Genomic DNA, 21,251 nt, shown 5'->3' on the forward strand with positions numbered 1-21,251 from the left:
GTCGTCGAGAACGAACCGGGATTGTTCACCCTCGCACACCCGCCGACCGCCGAACCGGCCGCCGACCAGCAACCCTAACCCGCAGCCAACGGCAAAACGGGCATTAACTTACAGCCCGCCCTCTGAGTATGTGGGGGCAGGACGGTCTTGGGTGCGGTGTCTCGTCTGTACGGCGGGCGGGCGGGTCGTCTTGATCGGCGTCGGTGCGGTCTCGCCTCGCTCATCCGTCGTCCGTGCGGCTGGGATGCGCGTTGGCAGGGGGTTCACGCTGGTGGCTTTGGCGCCCCGGCCGGTGTTCTCGGTTCCGTTGAGTAGCCGATGCTGGCCGAGGCTCAGGCTGAGTGCGGCGCCGAGGTGCTCGTCTATTCGGCGCGGATATCCGGGATCAAGCCGCGCGTCCGGGTAGGCCATCGGCTTGGATAGCGGCGCGGCGGTCACGAATCGCCGTCGGCCTGCTCACCGCGGCGAGCAGCCTGCAGCAGGCCGATGGCGGCGGTCCAGTTCGGCGGCGGCTTGCCGTAGTAGCGGGCCATGACCACTACCGCTGACAGCTGGCCAATCAGGAAGACAGAGGGCATCAGTCCGATGATGATGACGGCGAGGCAGATTGAGAGAAGCATCGGTTCGTCCTTACGGTCGCGGGGGTCAGGGGGCTGGATGATCCGGCAGGCGCGGCGCATCAGCTGGTCTGCCAGCTCCAGCAGCTCGACCTCGGCGAGGCTTGGGAACCGGGTGATGCGTGTGGTCCGTGCTGGAGCTAGGAAGTCCTCTGCAGCGGTCTCGCAGATCGTGATCCGGGTCAGTGCCGTGCCGGGGTGAGGACCTCGGCCAGGGTTTAGCGCTGTCGGCGGGGCGTCACGTGCCCAGGGCGCTCGGCTGGCCTGCGGTTTGAGAGGGGGTCACGCTGGTGGTTCGCCCCGGCCGGTGTTCTCGGTCTCCTTGAGTAACTGTTGGCGGTTGAGGCGCAGGATGAGTGCGGCGCCGAGGCGGTCGATGTGCTCGGTGGGGATACCGGTGTCGGTGATCGCTTGGGTGTAGGCGTCGGTGGCGGTTTCGAGGGCCCGTTGGGCGCTGAGCAGGTCTCCGGTGGCCTGCCAGATCTGGGCCGCCGCGGCCTGGACGCCGTCGTCTCCGGCGAGGTAGGCCAGCATCGCCTCTTGGCCGTGGGAATATGCTGCCGTCACTGCTGGGCTTCCTTACACGTCGTCGAGGAGGCGTTGATGAGCGGCGTCAGGACGGCGGCTGGGGTGCCGGGTGTGGCGTCCAGATGTGTCGCGGGCGTGAGGATCTGCCAGCCCCCGGTATGTGCGCGGTGCGGCGCGGTCCAGGTGGCCTGGGTCTGGCGGTCGGGGCTACGCCAGACGGTGGTGCCGGACAGGACGCGGGCCAGCCGGGACCGGTCCGGGCGCATTCCGGCTGCCGTGAGCGCGCCAGCGATGGCACGCCGGTCACGGCTTGTGCCGCTTTCAGACACGCCGGGGGCCGCACGCAGCGCCGTGATCAAGGATGCAGCTGGGGAATGGTGAACAGTCAGCGTCCACAGGAGCGATTTCAATGGTCTGCCGGGCTGGTGAGTGGTGCTGACCTCGGCCATGACGTTAGCCAGGTCGGCGCGCATGTGAACCCTGATGAGCCTTGACGGGTCGAACAACACCCACGCCGAGCCGATCTCGGAGCCGACTGCGATCGACGAGGCATGCCAGCCGGCGGCAAGCAACTCCTCGCCCACGGCACGCTGAGTCCCGAACAGTGGAGTAGGCATCAGCACACCGCTACGGTCAGCAGCGCGCCGGGCATGGTTGCTTCGGCGGGGATGTTCTTTGCGCGCTGTCGTGGCCTGACGGTCGGCGAGTTTGGCGTTGCGGCAGCCTGGCCTGGGCCATTACCGGGCAGGGCACGGGTGAACGCACCGATGACTGGGCCTGGGGTGTGTGCGGTGGCCTCGACGGTGAATCCGGGTCCGATGATGTTCCAGCCGCCGGTATCACCGAGCTCGCCGTGGTGGCTGCACCGCTCGCACGGTGGGGTGTAGGTGGGGACGTGGAAGGTGGCGATCAGCGAGCCGTCGGGGCGGATGAACCGGGTAGCGCGAACCTTCGTGCGCTTCGGCGTTGCCGCGTCGGCGGGGTATGGCGGGGCACTGCCATCAACGTTCCGAGTGAGGGCATGCTCGACCGTCCAGCCAACGTACTCCAGCGGGTTTGGGCCCGGCCGTTTGTCGAGGGCGGCGGTCGCGGCGGCGAGGATTGCGTCGGTAGGTGCGTCGTATGCGGTCAGCCGCCAGGACGGTTTCACTTCGCGGACTCGGCGACCGGCTGCCCCGCGGTACCCGGTCGTGGCTTCGGCGGTGATCTCGATCATCTGGCCGCGGTGCCCGCCAAGCGTGAGGATCAGGGTTCGGACGCCGCTGCGGGCATGCGCGGTGGCGCCGATCGCGCCGGGATGCTTGTCTTGTGGTTCGCGGCGGCCAGTCCAGCCGTGATGGGTGAGGGCTTTGCCGAGGGCTTCGGCGCGGGCCAGTTGCAGGCTGGTCGCAGCAGGGGTGCGGATCATGGGTGCGTTGCTCCTTGCCGTAGAGGGATGCGGGATGTTCGTCGGGGATCGCGGGTCACTCGGCTGACAGCACGCCCTCGCAGGGCATCGGTGCGGACAAGGCCGCGTGGGCGAAGGCGGTGATGACCGGTGCCGAGACGTCAGCACCGAGGTGTGTCCGCCAGCCACGAGACCGGTGGCGGCGGCAGCTTGCGCTGATCAGCGTGACGAAGGCGTGTCGCGTGCTTTTGCTGGGGGACGGATGCGCACCAGTGCTGCCGAGCGCGCTGACGTGGCGGTCAGCGCCACCACGCTGGTGCTCAGTTCGAGCGTGGCATCAGCGAATCCGGCCGCTCGAGGAGAGGCAGCGACCCACTGCCGCATGCAAATGTCGAGCGGAGATGTTGTTCAACAGGGGCTTTTCGATCAGTTTGAGGGCCCGGCGGGCGCGGGGAGCCACTCGCGCGCCCGCCGGGGGATTGGAGGGGCGGTCAGCTCTTGCCGGTGGCGGCATGCGCCGGTGCGGTGGTGAGTGCGAGGGCGACGATCACGGCGGCTGGGGTGTCGGCGCTGGCGTGGATGGTGATCGGGCGTCCTGCTTTGCAGCGGACCTCCCAGGGCAGCGGCGTGTCTTCGAGTTCGTCGTCGATGAATACGACTTCGCGGTCCTGGTCGGGGCTGATCCATTTCTGTTCCAGCGGGTAGGGCTGTGACCATCCGGCGGTAGTTAACTGGTCGGCGACTTCGGTGGGGTCGTCGACGGTGGCGGCGGTGTTGGCGCTGGTGACGGCGGCCAGGACTTCGATGGATAGTTCGCGGCTGGCTTCGGCGTGCCATGCCAGGCGTGACAGGCCGTCGCGGAGGTAGCGGTATTCGGAGTCGAAGTCGAGACGGACTCGGCCGGCCTCGGACGACACCGCGACCGTGAGGCCGGAGCCGTCGGTCAGGGAAGCGATGTGGATGACGCGCACGGCCACACTCGCTAGCTGCCAGCCGTTGTCGAGCAGGGCTCGGGCTAGGGCGGTGGCCGACGGAGATGGAACGTCACGGCGCGTGGTGTTGGTGGTGGTCATCGGAATCAGTGCCTTTCGAAGCAGGCGGAAGAGGAAGGGCGGCGGCCCGGAGCTCGCGGCGGGCCGCCGGTGGACGTCAGCGGGCGGCGGTCAGAGCGGCGAGGGCTGCCTCGCCGATTTCGGCGGCGGCGCTGGTCGGGTCCGTCAGGGTGAGGAAGCGGATGCCGCCGATGTCACGGGTGGCTCGGGCGGTTCCGAGGGTGAGCCACAACACTGCGCATCCGGTGTCAGTCAGGGCTTTGAGCTGTGTGCGTCCGGCCTTGGTCTGGTCGGTGCGGAATACGCCGTCTGATACGACGACCAGGAGACGGGCCGCGCCGGGGCGGGATAGGCCGAGCTTCAGGTCCAGGGCGCCGACGGCGCGGGTGAACTCCTCGGTGCCGCAGATGGCACGGAATTCGGTCACCTTCGCGGGAGCGGTGCCGGGCCTGGTGATCGCGGTTACGGTGTCGCCGAAGGCGACGGTCGCGGTCTTCGATGCGCTGTCGGCGGCCGTAACGGCGCGGGTCAGGATCCATGCGGCTGAGGCGAGCGGCTCGGTGACCTTTGTCATGGAACTGGATACGTCGACCGCGATCCCGACTCGCAGTGGCGGACGATCGGTGTAGCGGCGCATGGTCGTGGTGAACGGCTTGGCGGTCGGCATGGCCCCGGCCGCGCGCTGTGCGTCGCGGGCCATCACGCCGCGCATCCGTAGGCGGCCCGGTGGGAGTTCGGCCTGGGTGCGGATCGCTGACCGGTCGCGCACGGAGGCGGCGCGCAGCGCTTTGGCCAGTGCGGCGGCTGCGCCGCGTTCGGCCGCCGTGGGTGGTCGGGTCCCGGTCACTGGGGAGCGGCGTGAAGTGCCCCGCTTGCCTTCGTGGGTGCGGGAGAACACCTTGGCCGCCTCAATCCGCGCGGTCTTGGCTTCGATCTCGGCTTCGGCCTTGGCCTGCGCGGCTGCTGCGATGACGGATGTGGAGGCTGTGACGTTCGCGTTGATCCGTGCGCCTGCCTCGGAGATCGCTGCTGCCAGGCGCTCGGCCGCCGTGTCACCGGGGGCTTCGGATCCATCACTGGCCCGCCCGGTGCCGGGTGCGCAGGAACCAGTCCCGCCGCCGGGCGCGCCTTCCGGCTTGGTGTCGGTGCCGACCGTGCGGCACCAGGCTTCACCGGCTGCGAGGATCCCGGCCACATCGTCGTCTGCGAGAACCAGGACGCGGCGCCAGATTTCTTCGAGTTGCGACAGGGTGTGGGCGCCGAGGATGGCCTGGACTGCTTCGCGGATCGGCGCTACCTCCCGGGTGTACAGGACTCCGGCGTCCCTGCGTGCCAGTACCAGTGCGGCGGCTTGTGCGGCGGCGCGGCGCGAGGTGATTCCCTCGGCGGACAGCTCCGGCCACACGATCGTGGTGACGGCCGCTCGGAGCCACAGCTCGTCGTCCGGGCGGTGCCGGAGGTGTGCGGCTTCGATCCGAGCCTCGTCCAGCAGGTCGGCGGCGTCGATGACCGCTGGCTGGGCGCGTCCGGTGACGTCGGCCGGGACCCAGGTGGAGTGCGCGGCGTGTGCTGCTTCATGGACCAGGGAGCCGAACGCGGCCGGGTAGCGGTAGCGGTCGTTCGGCCGTGACGGTCGCAGGGTGGCGGGGTCCACAGTGCCGAACGCGGAGCGGGCTACCTCCACGGTGGCGGTCGGCATGATGAAGTTCGCCTTCGCGCCGGAGCGCGTCGCGGTGACGGCTGACACGATCAGGTCGTCCCGGTTCGCGATCGGCGCGACCGCCTCGGTCAGCTCGGCCGACACCGGGAGCCACAGGGCGTCATCGGTGCGGCGACGTGCGGCCAGGGTTGGGGGAAGGTCAGGGCCGAGGAACACGGCGTCGGCCGGGGCGGCGGTGGGTTCGGCCGGGGAAACGTGCGTGGTGCTCAAGGCAGGCTCCAGCGGATCAGATGGGGTTGGTTGGCTACGGTGGGGGTGGGCCGGGCGCGATGTCTGCGCGCCCGGCCCGCGCGATCAGATACGCGTACCAAGGGCCAGCGCAGCGACGGGGCGGCCGATAGCGGCCGAGACGACCTGTGCGACGGTGTCGCGGTCTTCGACCGGGGCGGAGCCGACTAGGTTCGCGAACGCGATCTGCTCGCCCAGTACCTCGGCGACCTTGGCGAAGCCCAGCAGTTCCCGAAGGTTCGGGTGCCAGGTCACCTCACCGGCCGCTGCCTGCTTGGCCAGGTTCTTCGCCACGGTGATGGCCGTCGGGGCGACGCCGAGGTGAGTGGCCACGTCCCAGTCCGAGGAGACCTTGACAGTGAAGTAGAACCTTGATGCCAGGGCCTCGGTGAGGATGGCTCCGTGAGCCCCTGGGTTATGACCTGCGCAGACATAGAAGCCATCGGCGGCTGTGACGACTTCGCCCTTGTGCGCCTTGATGACGACCTCCTGGCGGCCGTCGAGGCAGCTGTACAAGGCTGCGAGCACGTTCGCGTCGATGAGCGTCGCGTCATCGATCAGCAGTGCGCGGCCCTCACGCATCGCACGCACCACCGGGCCGTAGGCGAAGCTGTAGGTGCCGTCAGGGTTCTGGGTGTACTCCCCGAGCAGGTCCCCGACCGAAGTCTCGTTGTCCCCGGCTACGGTGATCAGGTCGTCGAATGCGGCCTCGACCATGGACGTCTTGCCGGTGCCGGGCGGGCCGTAGAGCATGGCCGGGATGCCTGCGTTGCGTAGCGCCCGCAGGACGTTGACGTCCGGATGCCCGCTTAGGACACGCGGATGGTAGGTCTGGCCGTTCGGCCGCGTGATCGGGCCGGGTTTGGGCATGTCCGCCAGTTTCAGGACCGTTGCCGGGGCTGTCGGTGTGAGGGCCGGGGCTGTGCTCGCTGCGGCGGCGGGCTTCTTCGCAGCCGCCTTCTTCACTGGCTTGGCGCGGCGGGCAGGGGCGGGACCCGCGACCGGCGCGGCCGAGGCAACAGCTGCGGTCAGCTCGGTGGCGCGGAAGCGGCGTGGTGACTCGCTGGTCATCCGTGCGTACCCGGTGACTGCCAGGGCCATCAGGGCATTGCCGACCGCGCCGCCGGACGCGGACAGCGCGCGGGCGACCTGCGTCACGGTGAAATCTTCCCGGGGCGACGCTGCCAGGTGAGCCGCCGCGCAGGCGCGCAGCCTTCCGGGTGCGAGCCGAGCGCGCGGCACAGGCGGGGCGGACGAGGTCTTCGTGCTGGTGGTGCTCATGTTCGGGGTGGCTCCCAAAGTCGGTGGTCTGTCGGACGGTCGCGGGGCGTTCAGCGGCAGCGTTCAGGCGCCGGGCGCACGGTCAGTGCGGCTACGGCAGCGGCATGGATCACGGCGGGCGGGGTGTTCGAGCCGAACGTGACGTCGAAGACCTGTGCGTGCACACGTTCGACAGGGCCGCCGGCCAGGACCAGGCGCCGGGCTCCGGCAGGGAAGACCACCAGCTCGGTGTAGACGCGGCCGGTGGCGTCGTTCGGGTCGGTCGATTCGATGACGGCGACCGTGTGGCCGGGCTGCGCGAGGTGGACGATCGCCGGACCACGCCCGACCGATCCGGGGTAGTCGTCGATCAGGTGGCGGGTGAACCCGCAGGCGGTCAGGCACGGGCCGAGCCGTTCTGGGTCCAGCGGGAACGGGTGCGCGAGGGCAGGCGGGGGTTTGGCCATGGTGTGGCTCCGAATGGTGGTTTTCAGCGGCGGGCAGCCGGTTTCCGGCATGGCTCCGCCCCGAAGGCACAGATCAGGGGTTTGGTGATACGGCGGCCGCCGGGCCGGGCAGTCGGGGAAGGGGGCGGCCCGGCGGCCGGTTCAGGGGCGCGGCAGGTACGTCAGCCGCGCGGGTGCCGTTAGCGCGGGTCGCGCTGCGCGGGGACGAACAGCGTTGACCACGCCCGAGGCATGCGTCCGCTGTGCGACATGATCGCGTCGATCTCGGTGAACCGCGCGGCCATGGCTTCGGCGCGGTAGGCGTGCGGGCAGGTGCTGCCGCACGATGGGGCGGGGGACTTCGCGGCCCGCGTGGCGGTCGCGGCCAACTCCCGCAGCTGCGCGATAATGGCGTCAGGGTTCACGACAGACTCCTTGCTGATCTTTCGACGGGTTGTGCTGGATGGTCGGGGCCTGATTCCTGGCGGCGGGGGCCTATTCCCGCCGCCAGGGCACAGCTACAGCTCAGGGCGCGCCGCGGCCGCGCGCAGACCTGAGATCACGTCACGCTGATGGGGCATGTAAGACTCCCAGGTATCGACGACGTCTTCCGTCGCAAGCGTGTGCTGACCGTGCGGATTGGTCAGGTCCATATGCTCATCGCACAGCGCGCAGCCGTTCGGGCATTCCTGATCGCCGATGAGGACCAGCGGCTGGTGCCTGTGCTCACGGCATTGTGTGCACGTCCGACAGTCGGTGACCATGACCGAATGCACGGCGACGAACACCGTGTCGATCACGTAAGACGCCAGCGCACACACCCCGTCATCTGCGGCGTCTGAGTGACCCAGGCTCCCCCAGTCGCGGGTACGGCTGGCGACCTCCAGCGCGCCACGGACGGACACCTTGCCGGTGAAATCCGGCGCGTATGGCACTGTCGGGTAACCCGGCGCGTACGGGTGTGCCGTACGGTCCCATCCGCGCGTTTCGATCAGGTCGGCGGCATCAGCTAGGACCAACCTGGCCGGATCCACGATCGTGGCTCCCATTTTTTGGAATCCCTTCCGTCTATTAGGCGATTCGGAATGTCCGTTTCGCCCCTCACTTCTTGATGTACCCAAGATATCTCGATAGACACCCTGAACCAAGCGCGAAACGGCCATTTATTCACCCATTCGGAGCACGGGTTTTTGCAACCATTCCATGGTTCTGCGATGATTGCCGATTCGCCTTTACCCACTTCCGCCGGCATGCCCATGCGTACCCTGACGCGGCGTGCGCCCAGGGGCGGTCTGCCGTGTCGGCGTGGGTGTGTCGAGGTGTATGGGGTGTCTGAGATACAGATTGGGGGCGAGGCTGGAAGCAGCGAAGCGGACGGGTTTGTGGAGTAGCCGTCGCGGCCGGGCGGGCAGTGATGTCAATCGTGGTAATCACGATCGTCGGCCCGCCGCGCGGGACCTGAAAAGTGGCCTTGACCTGGCCTTTCAGGCCTTGTTCAGGACGGCGCTGGCGTGAGGGGGATCGTGTGCGGATTTGTGAGGGAGGGCGTGTGTAGGTCCGTGACGGGCGGCGCGGGTCTCGTCGCGGCGAAGAGGTCGCCGCCGGCCGTCAGGGGGTCGAGTCGGACCACTTCGCCGGGCGCCGGGGCGTTGAGGACGGCCGGGATGCCGTGGACTGTTCCGAGGTAGATGGCGACATGGTGGGCGAAGCTGGGGTCGCCGTAGAAGGCGAGGTCTCCGGGTTCGAGACTTTGCAATTCGACTTTACTGCCTGCCTCGTATTGTGCGGTGGCAACTCTCGGGATATCGACTCGGGCGTACTTGTAAGCGGCCTGCGTGAGTCCAGAACAATCATATCCGGCGTCGGGATTGTTTGTCCCGGTTCCACCCCAGATGTATGGGCGCCCGATCTGTGCGGCGGCGAATGCGATGGCGGCTGCGGCCTGGGGGCTTGGAGCGTCGTGCTCGGCGGTGGCGATGAGGTTCATGTAATCGGATGCGCCGAACATGGTCTGGGTCTTGCCGGGGTCACCGGTCACGGCGTGCCAGAGCCCGGCGAGGGGGCTTGTGACCGCTGCGGTGACGGCCGAGGCGGCTGCTGAGATCAGGACGATGAGCATCAGAAAGGCCGCCGCCATGGCGGCGGCGAGGCGGGCAGGTGCGGTCATGGCAGCGGCTCCTCCTGCTCGTGGCGGTGGCGGATGTGGCGTCAGTTGTCGGCGGTGTTCACAGGACGTGTTGCCGGTGCGGGACGCCGAGGTGGTCGCAGGCGGCCTGGCCGAGCCCGGCCAGGGTGTACCGGGCTTCGTTCGTGAATGCCGGCTGCCAGACGGCCGTGGAGATGTCAGCGTCGGTGGGGTCGCCGACAGCGGTGGCGACCGGGACTCCGGAGCCGGTGCGGGCGAGTAGCGCGTGCAAGTGCTGTTCGCGGCCGGGTGTGCGCAGCCAGAACAGCACGGGGGAGCAGGTGTCGGCAGTGTGCATGAGGTCGGCGTAGCCGGAAATCTTGGCGGCCAGCCGGTGCAGAGGCTCGGTGCCGGTGTCGTATTCGAGGAAGAACTCGCACCATTGCCCGCCGTGGCGCCAGCGTGCGAAGCCGTCGGGGCGGACGCGGCCGGGGAACAGACGGGCGGTGGACCACTCCGAGCGCCACTCCTCCAACGAGCATTCCGGTCTGGTTCGGGCGTGAGCGATCAGTTGGCAGAAGAACTCGTTGACGCCGCGCAGGTGGTTGAGGTCGGGGCGTAGCGCGGCGGCGGTGGCCGCCTGACCTGCACCGGTCGGCGGCATCGGCGCGGTGTCGCCGCTGTAGCCGAGCAGCTTCACGGCCTTGGCAGTGGCAACGCAATGTAGTGGCGCCACGGAGGCGGACGGCGGCCGGAAGGTCTCGATCAGTCCAGCCGTGCGCAGGATCCCGATGCGCTGTCGGGCTTTGCCGGGGTCGGAGAACAGCGCGGCGGTGAGTTGATGGGTGGTGAGTACGCGGTGTTCGGCGATCAGGCGCAGCATGGTCGCGTCGCGGGAAGTGATGCGGCTGGTGATGTCCGCGTCGGGGTTGGGGCGGGGCCGGCGGGCGGTCTTCGTCATGGATGCCTTCCTTCGCTGAAGTACCCTGCGGGGGGCGGTCCAGGACGGTCTCCGGGCCGCCCCCGCAGGTGGGCTGGGATGTGCTGGGGCTTGATCAGGCGGCTTGCCGCTCGGCATCGCTACCGGCGTCGTGGGTGTCGGCGTGTTCGATCTGTTCGCGGCGGACCGCGGTGGCGACGGCGGCCAGGGCCCTGATCCGCTCGGCACGTCCGGGGACCGCCGGAGGCAGGGGCCGGGTCCGCATGGTGAACGCCGGGACGGCGGCGCCGTCCACGGACAGCCGGACGGCGGCTTGGAAGCCGCCCAAATGCGCGAGGTCGTGCTCGGTCAGCTGCGGAGCAACATGCGTGGCCACGGCGCGGGCGTCCTCCGGGGAGCAGGTGAAGAACACCTTGTTGCGGGCGTTCGCGCTGATGCCCTCGCGAAGATCAGTCGGCATCTGCGCGAGGTTCTGATGAGCGATCACCAGTCCCAGCCGGTAGGCACGGGCTTCGGCGAGCATGTCCTCCATCGGGATCGGCATCCCGAGAAAGTTGTGCGCCTCATCCAAGACCAGGCTGGCGTCAATGCGGGCGCCCTCGCCGGATTTGGCGCGTGCGGAGGCGGCGTGCCAGGTGGCGGCGACGATGAACGAGCCGAGCAGCCGCGCGGTCTCCTCCCCGAGTACGCCCTTGGGCAGTCGGGCCAGCAGGATCCCGCCGTCGAGGATCTCGCGCAGGTCGATGGTGGAGGCGGGGTCGCCGATAGTCGTTTGGACGAAGTCGCGTAGCAGGAACGCCCGCAGCTTGTTCAGCAGCGGCGCGATCATCGCGGACCGGCCAGCCTCCGACAACACGCCATAGGCATCCCAGAAGCCGCGCAGCACTTTTTGCTCGGCCGGGAGTTGGGACAGGATCCTGCGTCGCACCGCATTGCTGGTCAGCAGGTCCGGGATGTCGGCCAGGGTCGGAGTCTTCACTCTCGCCAGCACTTTGGCCTCGGCGGTGGCCTGCAAGGTGAGGATCGCGGCACGTAGCACGTCGTCGGTGCGCGGGCCCCAGTGCGCGGAGAACGTCCGTCGGAAGATCCCGACCAGGTTCTCCGCCAGCAACTCGGTATCCCCGCCGACAGAGGCAAGGACGTTCAATGTCGGACGTGGCCCTGGTCCGGTGGGGTCGATGACGACGACCCGCCGCCCGGCGGACTCTGGCAGCCGCTCCAGCACATCGGCGACCAGGTCGCCCTTCGGGTCGATGACCACCACACCTCGTCGCGCGGCGACGTCGTCCAGGATCATGTTCGCCATCAGCGTCGACTTCCCAGAGCCGGTGGAGCCGAGGAGGTGGATGTGTCGACGAGCATCGACGACTTTGAGCCCGACCGGACGCGAGGGCCCTGCGTCCGCGTCGCCCAGCGGCTTCGCCGCGCCGTTGGTCGGGACCGCCGGCGGCGGAGCGACAGTGCGGGCTCCGGCGCGGGTGATGCCGTATGCGAAAGGATCGAACGGCAGGTGTGCCACCGCGGCGAGTTCGGCGATGTTCAGCAGGTCCCCGCCGCTGAAATGCCGACGTGATAGCGCGGCGGCAGAGTGGTGCAGCCGTCGTCTGGCCCACCAGTTCCGCTCGGCATACACACCGAACGATGCCGCGAGCGCGCCGGAGACCCCGCGCAGCCGCCCGCGTGCTTGATCAGGTGATGCGGCGCTGACGGTCGTGGCGGCGTAGCGGATCTCGCACTGCCACAGTGACCCGGTGGTTTTCGTGACGGCCGCGCGTAGTTCGGCGGCGGCGACTGGGTCCGTTCGAATGCCGAATGGCGCGGGAGCGTGTCCCATGCCGAGGGTTAGCTCGTCCAGGGTGGCGTAGGCGAGAGTTCGCCCGTTGGTGCGGCGGATTCCTACGGTTCTGGCGCGCATGCGGTTGATCTGGCGGCGCATGGCGCGCAGGATGCGTCCGGTGGCTGGGCGGGCGAGGACCTGCACGGCTGCGTGCTCGCCGGGATTCAAGGCAGCGCCGGCGCCGAGCAGCGCCCGCAGTGGGTCGGAGTCGTGCTTTACCGCGAGCGGCAGTACCTGGGTTCGGGCCAGCCGCAAACGGCCTCCGGACATCGCGACCGCGGAGACGGGGACGGGTGCGGGGGCGGGTTTGAGGACCGTGGTGCGTGCGCCGGGCCAGGCGGATTCCACTGCGGACTCCAGTACACCGGGCGGGATGACGCCTGGTGCCCAGATGCCGATTGTCGTCCCATGTTCGGTGAAGCAGTATTCGAACGCCAGGTGTGGCTGGCCGTCGAGTAGGCGCCGCCACCTGGGGCGCAGCACAGCGTGCAGGTGCGACCAGAACTTCGCCGCGCTGTCCGCTCCGACTTGCGGCGGCAATTGCACCGACACAAGGCGGGCACCGGTGGCCATTAGCCGACGGTGCCGCGCGCGCAGGACAAGCCGTGTCCCGGATAGGAGTCCGGAAACCGCGACGGCGGATGGAGCGGCCACCGGCCAGTCCGCTGTGAACAACGACGCGAGACCGTTCCACATGTGGGTGACGAAGACGTTTGGGTCAGTCAGGAACGTCACCAGCGGGCCGTGGGGCACACCGGTGCCCGGCGTTGGTGGTGCCGGGTCGGCGACGGGAATGAGGGCAGACATCACAACACCTCACCTTCGGAATCGGAGCTAGGACGGATGTCGGTTGTCTGTCCGCTGCCGGGAGTGTCCTCGTCGGTGACGGCGAGTCGGGCCAGGACGGCTGGGTTGGTCTCAGCTAGGAACCCCTCCTGCTCCGAGGCGATGGCGTGGAATGCCGCCCGGCTGGTGCCACAGACGATTAAGCCGCTGCCCTGTACAGCGGAGAGCAGGTATGCCCGCTCGCCTGCGGATAGGCGGAAGGCTGTGGTGACTTGGTCGATGGCCTGTGGGGCCTGACGGAGCAGGATCTGGGTGGCGGCGTTGGCGACGACGGCCTGTCCGAGGTCGGTGCCGAGCAGGTCGGCGGCGTCCTGGGTGATGACGGCGAGTCCGGCCCAGTGTTTGCGTGCGGCCTTGGCCATGCGGAACAGGAACCGGGCTCCGGCTGGCTCGCGCATCAGCAGCCAGGCCTCGTCCACCACGCACAACCGCCGCCGGGGCTGCGGCGAGGATACCTGACGCCAGATCGCATCCAGGACCAGTAGCGTTCCGACCGCTTTCAACTCCTCGGGCAGGTGCTTGAGCGCGAACACAACCAGGTGGCCGTCGGCCGTCGTGGTGGTCGGGCCGTCGAAGAGGCCTGCGAAGGACCCGGTGGTGTGCGGGGCGAGTCGCTCGGCCAGCGACCTTGCCTTCGCTGAGTCCGAGGCGGCAAGGATCTCCGCGACGTCGACGAGAGTCGGGGCTGGCCGGGTGTGCGTGCGGACATCGCCGGTGATCCCGGCCTGCTCGTAAGCGGCGAGGATCGCAGTGTCCAGCGCCGCGCGCTCCGAGGCGGTCAGCTCGGCGCCGAGCAGGACCGCGACCACGGTGTGAGCGAACAGGGCCCGCCGCTTCACAGCATCGCTCGACAGATCTCCGGCGGCCGGCAGGTCGAAAGGGTTGATCCGGACGTCCGGTGCTCCGAGTTCGATCACGGTGCCTCCGACGGCCTGCGCAAGTCGCACGTATTCCTGTTCAGGGTCGACGACGAGCACCTGAACGCCCTGGTAGAGGGATCGCAGGATGTCGAGTTTGGTGAGGTAGGACTTGCCGGCGCCGGAGCGGGCCAGGACGACAGAGTTGTGGTTGTCCAAGGCCCAGCGGTCGAAGCACACCAGCCCGGCACCGGTGCCGTTCACTCCGAGCAAAACCGGCGTCGTCGAAGCGGCGACCTGCGTGAGCTGGTCGGAGGTGAAGGGGAAGCACGCGGCCAGCGCGTCGGTGTCGAACGTGCGCCGGATCTTCAGCGCGTCCAGGCCCAAAGGCAGCGTCGTGCACCAGCCCTGCACGGTGCGGAACGTCGCCGGGACCAGGTGCAGCAGCATTCCCTCGGCCATGGACTTCACCCCGGCCACGGTCTCGGCAAGCTCATCCTCACCGTCGGCGAACACGGTGAGATAGACGCCGACGTCGAACAGCCGGCCTTCGCCGCAGGCGACGCGGTAGGCGAGTTCGCGGGCGTCGGCCGCGGCCGATTCGGTGACCGGATCGTCCAGGCGGCCGCGCTCGGCGGATTGCCGGCGTCCCGACTCGATGCGGGCACGCTGCTTGCGTAGCCGGTCGGCCGCGACCGGTGCGGGGACCGGTTCGACGTGGAGGGCGACGTCGATCCTCGCGGGGTAGGACAGCAGTGGCTCCAGCCAGCCGTTGCCGACCTCGGCCGGGTATCCGGCGACGGCGAACGTTGCGGCGTGTGTGCCCTCGCCGATCACCAGGGTCCTTGTTCGCACGCTCAGACTGGACGGTCCCAGGCCGACTGCATCGCGGCTGCCGCTTCGAGGTTTGGTCCCGAGGGGCAGTAGGGACGTCGCAGAGGCCACGACGGTGGTCGAGGTACGCAATTTCAGGCTCCGATCAGGTCGGGTTCAGCGGTAGGTTTCGGGGTCGAGGGCGGTGTTCAGGACGGCATGGGCGTTGCGTGTGTCCTGCGGGGCGACGTGGATCTCTGCGGCGGATAAGGCTGCTGCGGCGTCGGTGATCCGCCGAACGGCACGCGGGGTGTGCGCGGGGTCTGGCTCGCGTGCGGTGATCAGCAGATTGCGGTGCAACACCGCGCCGGAGTCGTCGACGCGTGTCAGGAAGTCGGCGTGGTCCAGCGCGGCGGCCTCCAACAGCGGGTGTGCGAGGCTGGCAGCGGATGTTCGCAAGGCGGTGACCTGGGCGTTCAGGTCGGCGCAGGTGGTGCGCGAGGTGATCTGCACCGGTCCGGTCAGCGAGTTCAGCCACCGGGAGAACCCGCCGACCAGCAACTCCTGCTCGGCCGGGGTCCGCAGCCCGAAGTTCACTGTCGAACAGGCGCCGATCGCCGCGGCCCCATTCGGGCCCAGATCGACGACCCCGCCATCACCGACGCCCTGAACAGGCAGGTCAAGCGGTGCGACAGGCGGCAGGTTCTGCCCGCGAAGCGCCTCGTTCAGGAACGTCGGCGGCGTGCTGATGCCCTCGGGGGCCATAACGCGGCGGCGCGGCGTCAGCCTCTGCCGGAGTGCGGCGGTGAGCAGCCGATCCAGGCCGATGCCGTCGCGTTCGGCGGTGACGGCGATCCCGAGCAACAGCAGGAGCAGCCCGGCCGCGGCGGCGAACAGCAGCGGCGGCACCAACTCATGTACCGCGAGCCAAGTCAGCCACAGGCCGACGGCCGCACCGCCGAGGATCAGACATTGCCGGGCAGTGGCACCGAACACGATCTTGTCTGGGGCGCTGAGATTCTGGGGGATGCGGACGGTGTAGCCGTGGCGGTCTTCCGACATGCTCGATCAACTCCGTTTCTCGGATGGGGCGGGCGGAGGACTAGGGCGGGTGCGCCGAGGCGTGTGGTCGGACGGTGCGAGGAACTGCACCGCCAGCGGCAGCGGGTCCGGCCTCGAGGCCCGCTTGCGGGGCGCCGGGTTCGGGAACAGTGGCTCGTGTTTAAGTCGCGAGACCGGACGTGGTGCCGTCGACGGGGACTCCGCTTGGCGTGGCGTGGCCGGTCCGGTTTTGGCGACCGGCGGGAACAGCCCGTACTGCTTGCCACGCTTGGCAGGGGCCGCGGTGAAGGCCTGGTGCTGCCGGTCGCGGCGGACGGTCTGGCCGACCGGAAGTGCCAGTGGGCGACGGACCGGCCCCAGCGGCGTCGGCGCAGGCGGGCCGTGTGGTCGGGGCGGTCGCGGACCGTCGGCGGCCCCGTTTGCGTTCGGCGGCGACTGGTCGGAGGCGACGGTCGCGGTTGCGGTGACTGTCTCCGGTCGCGGCTGCCATCCGCCGAGCCCGCCCCCGCCGCCAGGGCGCGGTCCCTGGTACGGGGCCATACCGGTACCCGGAGGGGGCGGTCCTGGCCGTTGGTGATTGACCCAGGCGCCTGACGTGCCAGCGCGTCGCGGAGACGGTCCGCCGCTGCGGCCGCGGATCGTCGTGAACGCCTTGTAGTACAGGAATGAGCGCGCAAGGCGTCCGGCGATGGTGGCGCCCATGGCGCGGCGGCCGAGCACGACCCTGGTGGTCCAGATGGGGATCTTGACGAGGACGAACAGCAGCACCAGGCATAGCAGCAGGTCCACCAAACCGCCGCCGGAGGGCAAACCGAGGATCGTGTCGGCGTTCGGGTCTAGAAACACCTGCACGCAGATGACGAGGACGAGAGCTTGAAGCACCTGCGTGGCCAGGCAGCCGATGATCGCTCGCCACCACAGCCGCGCGAGGCCATCGGTTTGCGGCAGCGCGTGGCAGGCCAGCGCCAGCGGTGCCCCGGCGGTGAGGGTGAGCAGCACGGCGGCCCGGATTAGGCAGGTGACCAGCAGCGCGATCCCCAACACCGCGACCGCGCCGCCGAGCAACACCAGGAACAACTGCGTGGTCCCCGACGGCAGGAAGATCTTGTCAACGACCAGGGAAGTGAGTCGCGATCCGATCCCCTCGGCCGATAGCTTCCCGTTGGTCAGCGCGGCGGCCAGGGCGTTGCCGAGGGAAACCGTCTGGGAGATCGCCCACAACGAGGCGTTGGAGGCGATCGCCCCGAGCACCAGGCGCGGGGCGATGTCCTTCACGCTGTAGCGGGTCTGCACCGTCTCATGGCTCATGACGATGACTGCGCCCGCCAGGACGAAGAGCACGTACAGGGTATTGGTGGTGATCAGGACGCCGGTCCAGATCTGCGCGATCCGGCCGTCGGACATGTCGGGGGACGACAGCAGGGTGTTGCCGATCAGCCGCAGAACCGGTTCGAGGGCTGATTTGACCAGGTTCCCGAGCCAGGTGTCGATCGCCTTCTCGATCTGACCGGGCACGTCCCACCACGACGGGTCCGAACCCCCGGCTGGTGCTAGACCTGGGCCCATGGCCGGCGGCGGGGCCATCGTCCCGCCACCAACCAGCGGACCGTAGATGCCAGGGTTCAAAGAGGGTAGTGCCGGCGCGGGCGCCGGAGCAGGGCTTGGCGTTGGCGGGTCGGCGCAGGCCGCGCCCGCCGTGAGCAGCACGATGGCGGCGGCCGCGCCGGCCAGTAGCAACCCCTGGCCGGCGCGAAAGGTGGCCGGACGCATGTCACTGCTCGGCCGTCGCGGATGCGGCAGCGAAGCGCTCCAGCCAGTCCATGTCTGCCGGATCGATCGTGCCCGTCACCTCGGCCGGACCGGGAATGACGATCGTGGCTGCGGGCTTGGTGGCCAGGGCCTCGGCAGCCAGGTACGCGTTCAGCCAGTCGATACCGGAGGCGCGGACGGAATCCGGAACCGGCACGGCGTCATGAACGACGATCACGCTTCGGGCTGCCATCGGCGGCGCGACCGGCCTGCGGACGTCGGAGGCCAAGGTGAACGGTACGACCGCCAACAGGCCCAGAGTGCAGGCGGCGGCGACGGCGACCAGGGAACGACGGACGGAATAAGACATGAGGGGACTCCTCCAAGATGGCGAGAGGTTCAGTGGGGGAAGGTGTGAAGGTGCTGGGGCCGTCCTGGTCAATCAGCTGCCGCCGACGATGTGCTGCAGGATGCCGACCAGGGCCGGCGCGAGGATCGCCAGCCCATAGCCGATAGCGGCGGACCGCAGGGCGTTCTTGGCCTTCTCGACTTCGCCGGGGTCTCCGCCGGCGATCAGGTACTTCACGCCGCCGATCGTCAGGAAGGTCGTGGCGAGCGCGGCGAGCAGCCCGATCAGCCAGGTACGGATGTTCCCGATGACCTGGTCCAGGGTTGCCGCAGCGAGCACGACGTGCCCGGTGTCGGCGTGGGCGCGGGTCGCGGCGGATACCGCGAAGGCGGCGGAGGCAACGAGAAGCCCGGCAGCGCGCATGGAGCGGGCGGGGTCGCTGGTGCGAATCCGGCTGCCGGTTCTGGTTGTGGTGTGGTGGCCCATCGTGATGGTCCTTCCAGCTCGGGGTTGGTGGTGCCTCACACACGAAGGCAGCGGGCTCAGGCTCGGGCGGGGTCGAAACCGATGGCCGGGTTCACTCGGATGGCGGGGAGCTCATGCACGGCCGCGGCTGCGGGCCAGGGCGGTCTGGTTCGGGACGCGTCGGCCGGCGATCCACGCCACCAGGCGGGCCTCGGCCCGCTGCCGACGGATCTTCACCGCGTTCCTCGACGCGCCGAGCAGTTCGGCGGCCTCGGCCAGGGGCTTGCCGTCGAGCCGAGTCATGCCGATCAGCTCGGCATCCTCCGCGGTGATCACGCCGTGCCGGCAGGCGCGGGCCAGTACCAGGTCCTCGTGACCTACCGGAGCCGGCGGCGGTGCGGAGACGAATCCCGTGGTGTGGCGCGTGAAGTCGATCTCGGCGGCGGCGGTGTGGCTGGCGGCCCGCCGCGCCGCCCACCACAGGTCGGGGAAAATCCCCGCCTTGCCGATTTCGACGACCGCCAGACGATCCAGGAACCCGGTGAGGATCTCGGCGTCCAGATCCTCGGTCAGCCCGTCGAAGCTTCGGGCATAACCGGCAGCCAGCTTCCGTAGCGCCGGCAGCGCCATACCGCAGGCCGCCACCGTCCATACCGCCCCGATCGTGCGGGAGCGGTGGACAAGCTCGGCCCACACCGCGTCTCGTGCCTCCGGCGACAGCGGCGAGGCCTTGGCAGCCATGAGATCCCGCAGCTCAGCGAGCGTGAGCTGGTCGGCGCCGGCTGGGGCGGCCTCGCCGAGCAGCGCGGCCGGGAGCGTCAGCGGCGCCTCGCCGAGCGACAGGGCGGCGAACGCGGTCTCGACCGCGTGCAGCGGAGAGGTGGAGCACAGCGCGGTGGAATCGCAGAGGGGATCCGTCTCGGTCACGACGGTGGCGGAGGCGGTGACGCAGGTGTCTGTCATGGGGTGCTCCCGAAAGCTGGGGATGAGTTGCTTTCGGGGTCGCGGCCCTCCTGACGAGGGCCTGACCGGACACTGGCCAGGCCCTGATCCGGTCCTTATCGGGTCCTGAAATGCGCGCGGCGAAACAGAGGGCTGTCGGGAGATGCGAGGCTCGCGATGGCCGGCGCGGGCGCCCTGAACGACAGGCCCAGGCGCCGCGACCTGGCCTGCGACCGGCTGTTTCAGCAGACGTTCAGGACGGGTTCAGAATGTGGCGCGGCGATCGAGTCGGCTCGGGAATTCCTGTCACGACGGATCGCGACGGAACGTTCCGAACAGGGCGTCGGCCGTCGTCGGCGCCGGCGGCAGAGCCGGAACGGAACGAGGGCGATCAGATGACTTTTCTGCGGCGGTGAAGAATCTTCGACCCCGCCACAGCGTGCGGGCCCTGCCTTTGTCCACGGATGCGGCGCCTACCCGGGCGTAGCCGGATGAAGGAAGAAGGGACCCGCGGATGAACGCGAGTTGCGAACCCACCCCGCTGTTTGGCGAGCCCGACGGCGTCACACCCCTGTCGGTGTGGGCCACTGCCCAGGCCGGCCCTCGAGCCCAGCGCAAGGGCAGGTACCTGCCCGAGTCCGATGCACACCCGGCGAAGATGTTCCCGGCGATCGCCGCGCACGCCATCACCGTCTACACCAAGCCGGGCGACCTGGTGATCGACCCGATGTGCGGGATCGGGACCACACTGGTGGAGGCCATGCACGTCGACCGGATGGCGATCGGCGTGGAGTACGAGAAGCGCTGGGCCGACCTCGCGACCCGCAACATCGAGCACGCCGTCGACCGGGGCGCCCCCGGCTGTGGCACCGTTCTGCACGGCGACGCTCGCGACATCGAGCATCTCGTCGGCCGCGATGTTCACGGCAAGGCTGCCCTGGTTCTCACGTCCCCGCCGTATGGACCGGCCACCCACGGACACGTACGCGTCACTCGTGACTCCGGGCGCTACGGCCTGGAGAAATGGAACCACGCTTACGGTGACGACCAGGGCAACCTTGCCAAGCAGAGCGTCCAGGATCTGATGGACGGCTTCACGGCCATCCTGCGCGGTTGCCGGACGCTGCTCAAGCCTGGTGGCTTCCTTGTGATCACAGCTCGGCCGTTCCGCCGCCAGGGCCAGATGGTCGACATCCCGACCATGGCCGCCAACGCCGCCCTGGCCGCCGGGTACACCCTGCACGAGCGCTGCATCGCCCTGCTCGCGGCAGCCTGCGATGACGGGCTGACAGCTCGCGCGTCGTTCTTCCAACTGGTCAACTCCCGCAACGCCTTCGCTGCCGGCAGCCCTACGCACGTGAGCGTGCACGAAGAAGTGGTGGTGGCCCGCTGGAACGGACGGACAGCCAGCGCTGGGGCCGACGATCGCGTCGAGGACGTCAGCTGCGGCTGCGTTCCGTTCACCTGCGGCGACGCCGCCGAGCGGAGCGCGGCGTGAGCGCCCCGACCGACGAGGTCTGCGACGTCCCGGCCGCCGATGAGTTCGATGTGATCGCAGCGTGCCAGCTGTGGTTGGAACTGGACTTCCCCGACCAGGCTGCCGCTGATCACTCCGCGAGTGCTCCGGTGGAGACAGGGGGTCCGCGATGACCGCCGTCAACGCGTGGACGCTGGACGATATCCGGAACCTGCCGCCGGTGCTGGATCTCCCCGAGGCTGCACGGCTGCTGCGGATCGGGCGTACCAGTGCCTACGCCTTGGCCAAGCGCGGACAGTTCCCCGTCCCCGTTCTGCGCGCCGGGAAGCTGTACCGGGTGCCGACAGCCGGGCTGTTGGAGCTGCTGGGCCTGGCCGCGCCGCCACCCGAACGGGTCGATGTTCCCCACCACTTCCCGGCGTCGGCTTGCCCTCCGGTTGCGAGTCGAGCGTCGATCCACGCAACCAGCTGATTTAGCCGGTGGGCGTCCGTTCCTCGCAGGTTCGGTTCGGACGCCCTTCCCGGCGGATCGGATCTCTCATTCATCAAGG

At 69.2% G+C, this 21,251-nt stretch carries 22 protein-coding genes; 3 read left to right on the forward strand and 19 right to left on the reverse strand.

Annotated elements, in window-relative coordinates:
* Nucleotides 1–434: 434 nt before the first annotated feature.
* The 19 genes from IZR01_RS29865 to IZR01_RS29955 all read right to left on the reverse strand — a co-directional run bounded on the left by IZR01_RS29865 (nucleotide 435) and on the right by IZR01_RS29955 (nucleotide 19,244).
* Entirely contained in the window at nucleotides 435–680 is a 246-nt protein-coding gene (locus IZR01_RS29865; protein WP_194925812.1) for a hypothetical protein, read from the reverse strand.
* A 219-nt stretch (nucleotides 681–899) separates the two neighbouring features.
* The gene (locus tag IZR01_RS29870; protein WP_194925813.1) at nucleotides 900–1,184 is read right to left on the reverse strand and encodes a hypothetical protein; all 285 of its coding nucleotides are present in this window, start codon (nucleotides 1,182–1,184) and stop codon (nucleotides 900–902) included.
* Nucleotides 1,181–1,729 carry a hypothetical protein gene (locus tag IZR01_RS29875; protein ID WP_194925814.1) on the reverse strand — a complete coding sequence of 183 codons (549 nt, stop codon included), beginning with the start codon at nucleotides 1,727–1,729 and terminating at the stop codon, nucleotides 1,181–1,183. Before IZR01_RS29875 ends, IZR01_RS29870 begins: the two co-directional genes overlap by 4 nt.
* Before the next feature lie 32 nt (nucleotides 1,730–1,761).
* Nucleotides 1,762–2,553 (reverse strand): hypothetical protein, encoded by a 792-nt coding sequence (locus tag IZR01_RS29880; RefSeq protein WP_194925815.1) that lies wholly within the window; start codon nucleotides 2,551–2,553, stop codon nucleotides 1,762–1,764.
* Between the two features lie 470 nt (nucleotides 2,554–3,023).
* Complete coding sequence (locus IZR01_RS29885) at nucleotides 3,024–3,605, reverse strand: hypothetical protein (RefSeq protein WP_194925816.1); 582 nt, start codon at nucleotides 3,603–3,605, stop codon at nucleotides 3,024–3,026.
* A gap of 76 nt (nucleotides 3,606–3,681) precedes the next feature.
* Nucleotides 3,682–5,514 carry a VWA domain-containing protein gene (locus IZR01_RS29890; protein WP_194925817.1) on the reverse strand — a complete coding sequence of 611 codons (1,833 nt, stop codon included), beginning with the start codon at nucleotides 5,512–5,514 and terminating at the stop codon, nucleotides 3,682–3,684.
* A gap of 84 nt (nucleotides 5,515–5,598) precedes the next feature.
* Nucleotides 5,599–6,690 (reverse strand): AAA family ATPase, encoded by a 1,092-nt coding sequence (locus tag IZR01_RS29895; RefSeq protein WP_323747138.1) that lies wholly within the window; start codon nucleotides 6,688–6,690, stop codon nucleotides 5,599–5,601.
* 173 nt (nucleotides 6,691–6,863) lie between these two features.
* Nucleotides 6,864–7,259, reverse strand: coding sequence for a hypothetical protein (locus IZR01_RS29900; protein ID WP_194925819.1), 396 nt, complete (start codon nucleotides 7,257–7,259; stop codon nucleotides 6,864–6,866).
* Between the two features lie 179 nt (nucleotides 7,260–7,438).
* Nucleotides 7,439–7,663, reverse strand: a complete 225-nt coding sequence (locus tag IZR01_RS29905) for a hypothetical protein (RefSeq protein WP_194925820.1) — start codon at nucleotides 7,661–7,663, stop codon at nucleotides 7,439–7,441.
* Nucleotides 7,664–7,756: 93 nt separating this feature from the next.
* Nucleotides 7,757–8,287, reverse strand: coding sequence for a DUF6197 family protein (locus IZR01_RS29910; RefSeq protein ID WP_194925821.1), 531 nt, complete (start codon nucleotides 8,285–8,287; stop codon nucleotides 7,757–7,759).
* Nucleotides 8,288–8,733: 446 nt separating this feature from the next.
* The gene (locus IZR01_RS29915) at nucleotides 8,734–9,405 is read right to left on the reverse strand and encodes a C40 family peptidase (RefSeq protein ID WP_194925822.1); all 672 of its coding nucleotides are present in this window, start codon (nucleotides 9,403–9,405) and stop codon (nucleotides 8,734–8,736) included.
* Nucleotides 9,406–9,463: 58 nt separating this feature from the next.
* Nucleotides 9,464–10,324 carry a replication-relaxation family protein gene (locus IZR01_RS29920; protein WP_194925823.1) on the reverse strand — a complete coding sequence of 287 codons (861 nt, stop codon included), beginning with the start codon at nucleotides 10,322–10,324 and terminating at the stop codon, nucleotides 9,464–9,466.
* Between the two features lie 94 nt (nucleotides 10,325–10,418).
* Nucleotides 10,419–12,947 (reverse strand): type IV secretory system conjugative DNA transfer family protein, encoded by a 2,529-nt coding sequence (locus tag IZR01_RS29925; RefSeq protein ID WP_194925824.1) that lies wholly within the window; start codon nucleotides 12,945–12,947, stop codon nucleotides 10,419–10,421.
* Entirely contained in the window at nucleotides 12,947–14,767 is a 1,821-nt protein-coding gene (locus IZR01_RS29930) for a VirB4 family type IV secretion system protein (protein WP_369125503.1), read from the reverse strand. Before IZR01_RS29930 ends, IZR01_RS29925 begins: the two co-directional genes overlap by 1 nt.
* Nucleotides 14,768–14,833: 66 nt before the next feature.
* Entirely contained in the window at nucleotides 14,834–15,718 is an 885-nt protein-coding gene (locus IZR01_RS29935; protein ID WP_194925826.1) for a PrgI family protein, read from the reverse strand.
* A gap of 6 nt (nucleotides 15,719–15,724) precedes the next feature.
* Entirely contained in the window at nucleotides 15,725–17,233 is a 1,509-nt protein-coding gene (locus IZR01_RS29940) for a TrbL/VirB6 family protein (protein WP_194925827.1), read from the reverse strand.
* A 256-nt stretch (nucleotides 17,234–17,489) separates the two neighbouring features.
* Nucleotides 17,490–17,837 (reverse strand): hypothetical protein, encoded by a 348-nt coding sequence (locus tag IZR01_RS29945; RefSeq protein WP_194925828.1) that lies wholly within the window; start codon nucleotides 17,835–17,837, stop codon nucleotides 17,490–17,492.
* A gap of 72 nt (nucleotides 17,838–17,909) precedes the next feature.
* A complete protein-coding gene (locus IZR01_RS29950) occupies nucleotides 17,910–18,302 on the reverse strand; it encodes a pilin (RefSeq protein WP_228560513.1) in 393 nt (130 codons plus the stop codon).
* Nucleotides 18,303–18,413: 111 nt separating this feature from the next.
* Nucleotides 18,414–19,244 carry a sigma factor-like helix-turn-helix DNA-binding protein gene (locus IZR01_RS29955; RefSeq protein WP_194925829.1) on the reverse strand — a complete coding sequence of 277 codons (831 nt, stop codon included), beginning with the start codon at nucleotides 19,242–19,244 and terminating at the stop codon, nucleotides 18,414–18,416.
* Between the two features lie 493 nt (nucleotides 19,245–19,737).
* On the opposite strand from IZR01_RS29955, the gene IZR01_RS29960 reads away from it, so the two are divergent.
* From IZR01_RS29960 to IZR01_RS29970, 3 genes are read left to right on the forward strand one after another with little or no spacing between them, the layout of a single operon-like run.
* Nucleotides 19,738–20,721 carry a TRM11 family SAM-dependent methyltransferase gene (locus IZR01_RS29960; protein ID WP_194925830.1) on the forward strand — a complete coding sequence of 328 codons (984 nt, stop codon included), beginning with the start codon at nucleotides 19,738–19,740 and terminating at the stop codon, nucleotides 20,719–20,721.
* Nucleotides 20,718–20,873 (forward strand): hypothetical protein, encoded by a 156-nt coding sequence (locus IZR01_RS29965; RefSeq protein WP_194925831.1) that lies wholly within the window; start codon nucleotides 20,718–20,720, stop codon nucleotides 20,871–20,873. Before IZR01_RS29960 ends, IZR01_RS29965 begins: the two co-directional genes overlap by 4 nt.
* Nucleotides 20,870–21,172, forward strand: coding sequence for a helix-turn-helix transcriptional regulator (locus IZR01_RS29970; RefSeq protein WP_194925832.1), 303 nt, complete (start codon nucleotides 20,870–20,872; stop codon nucleotides 21,170–21,172). Before IZR01_RS29965 ends, IZR01_RS29970 begins: the two co-directional genes overlap by 4 nt.
* Nucleotides 21,173–21,251 lie beyond the last annotated feature (79 nt).

It is taken from the genome of Catenulispora pinisilvae (assembly GCF_015356865.1).
Lineage (GTDB): Bacteria > Actinomycetota > Actinomycetes > Streptomycetales > Catenulisporaceae > Catenulispora > Catenulispora pinisilvae.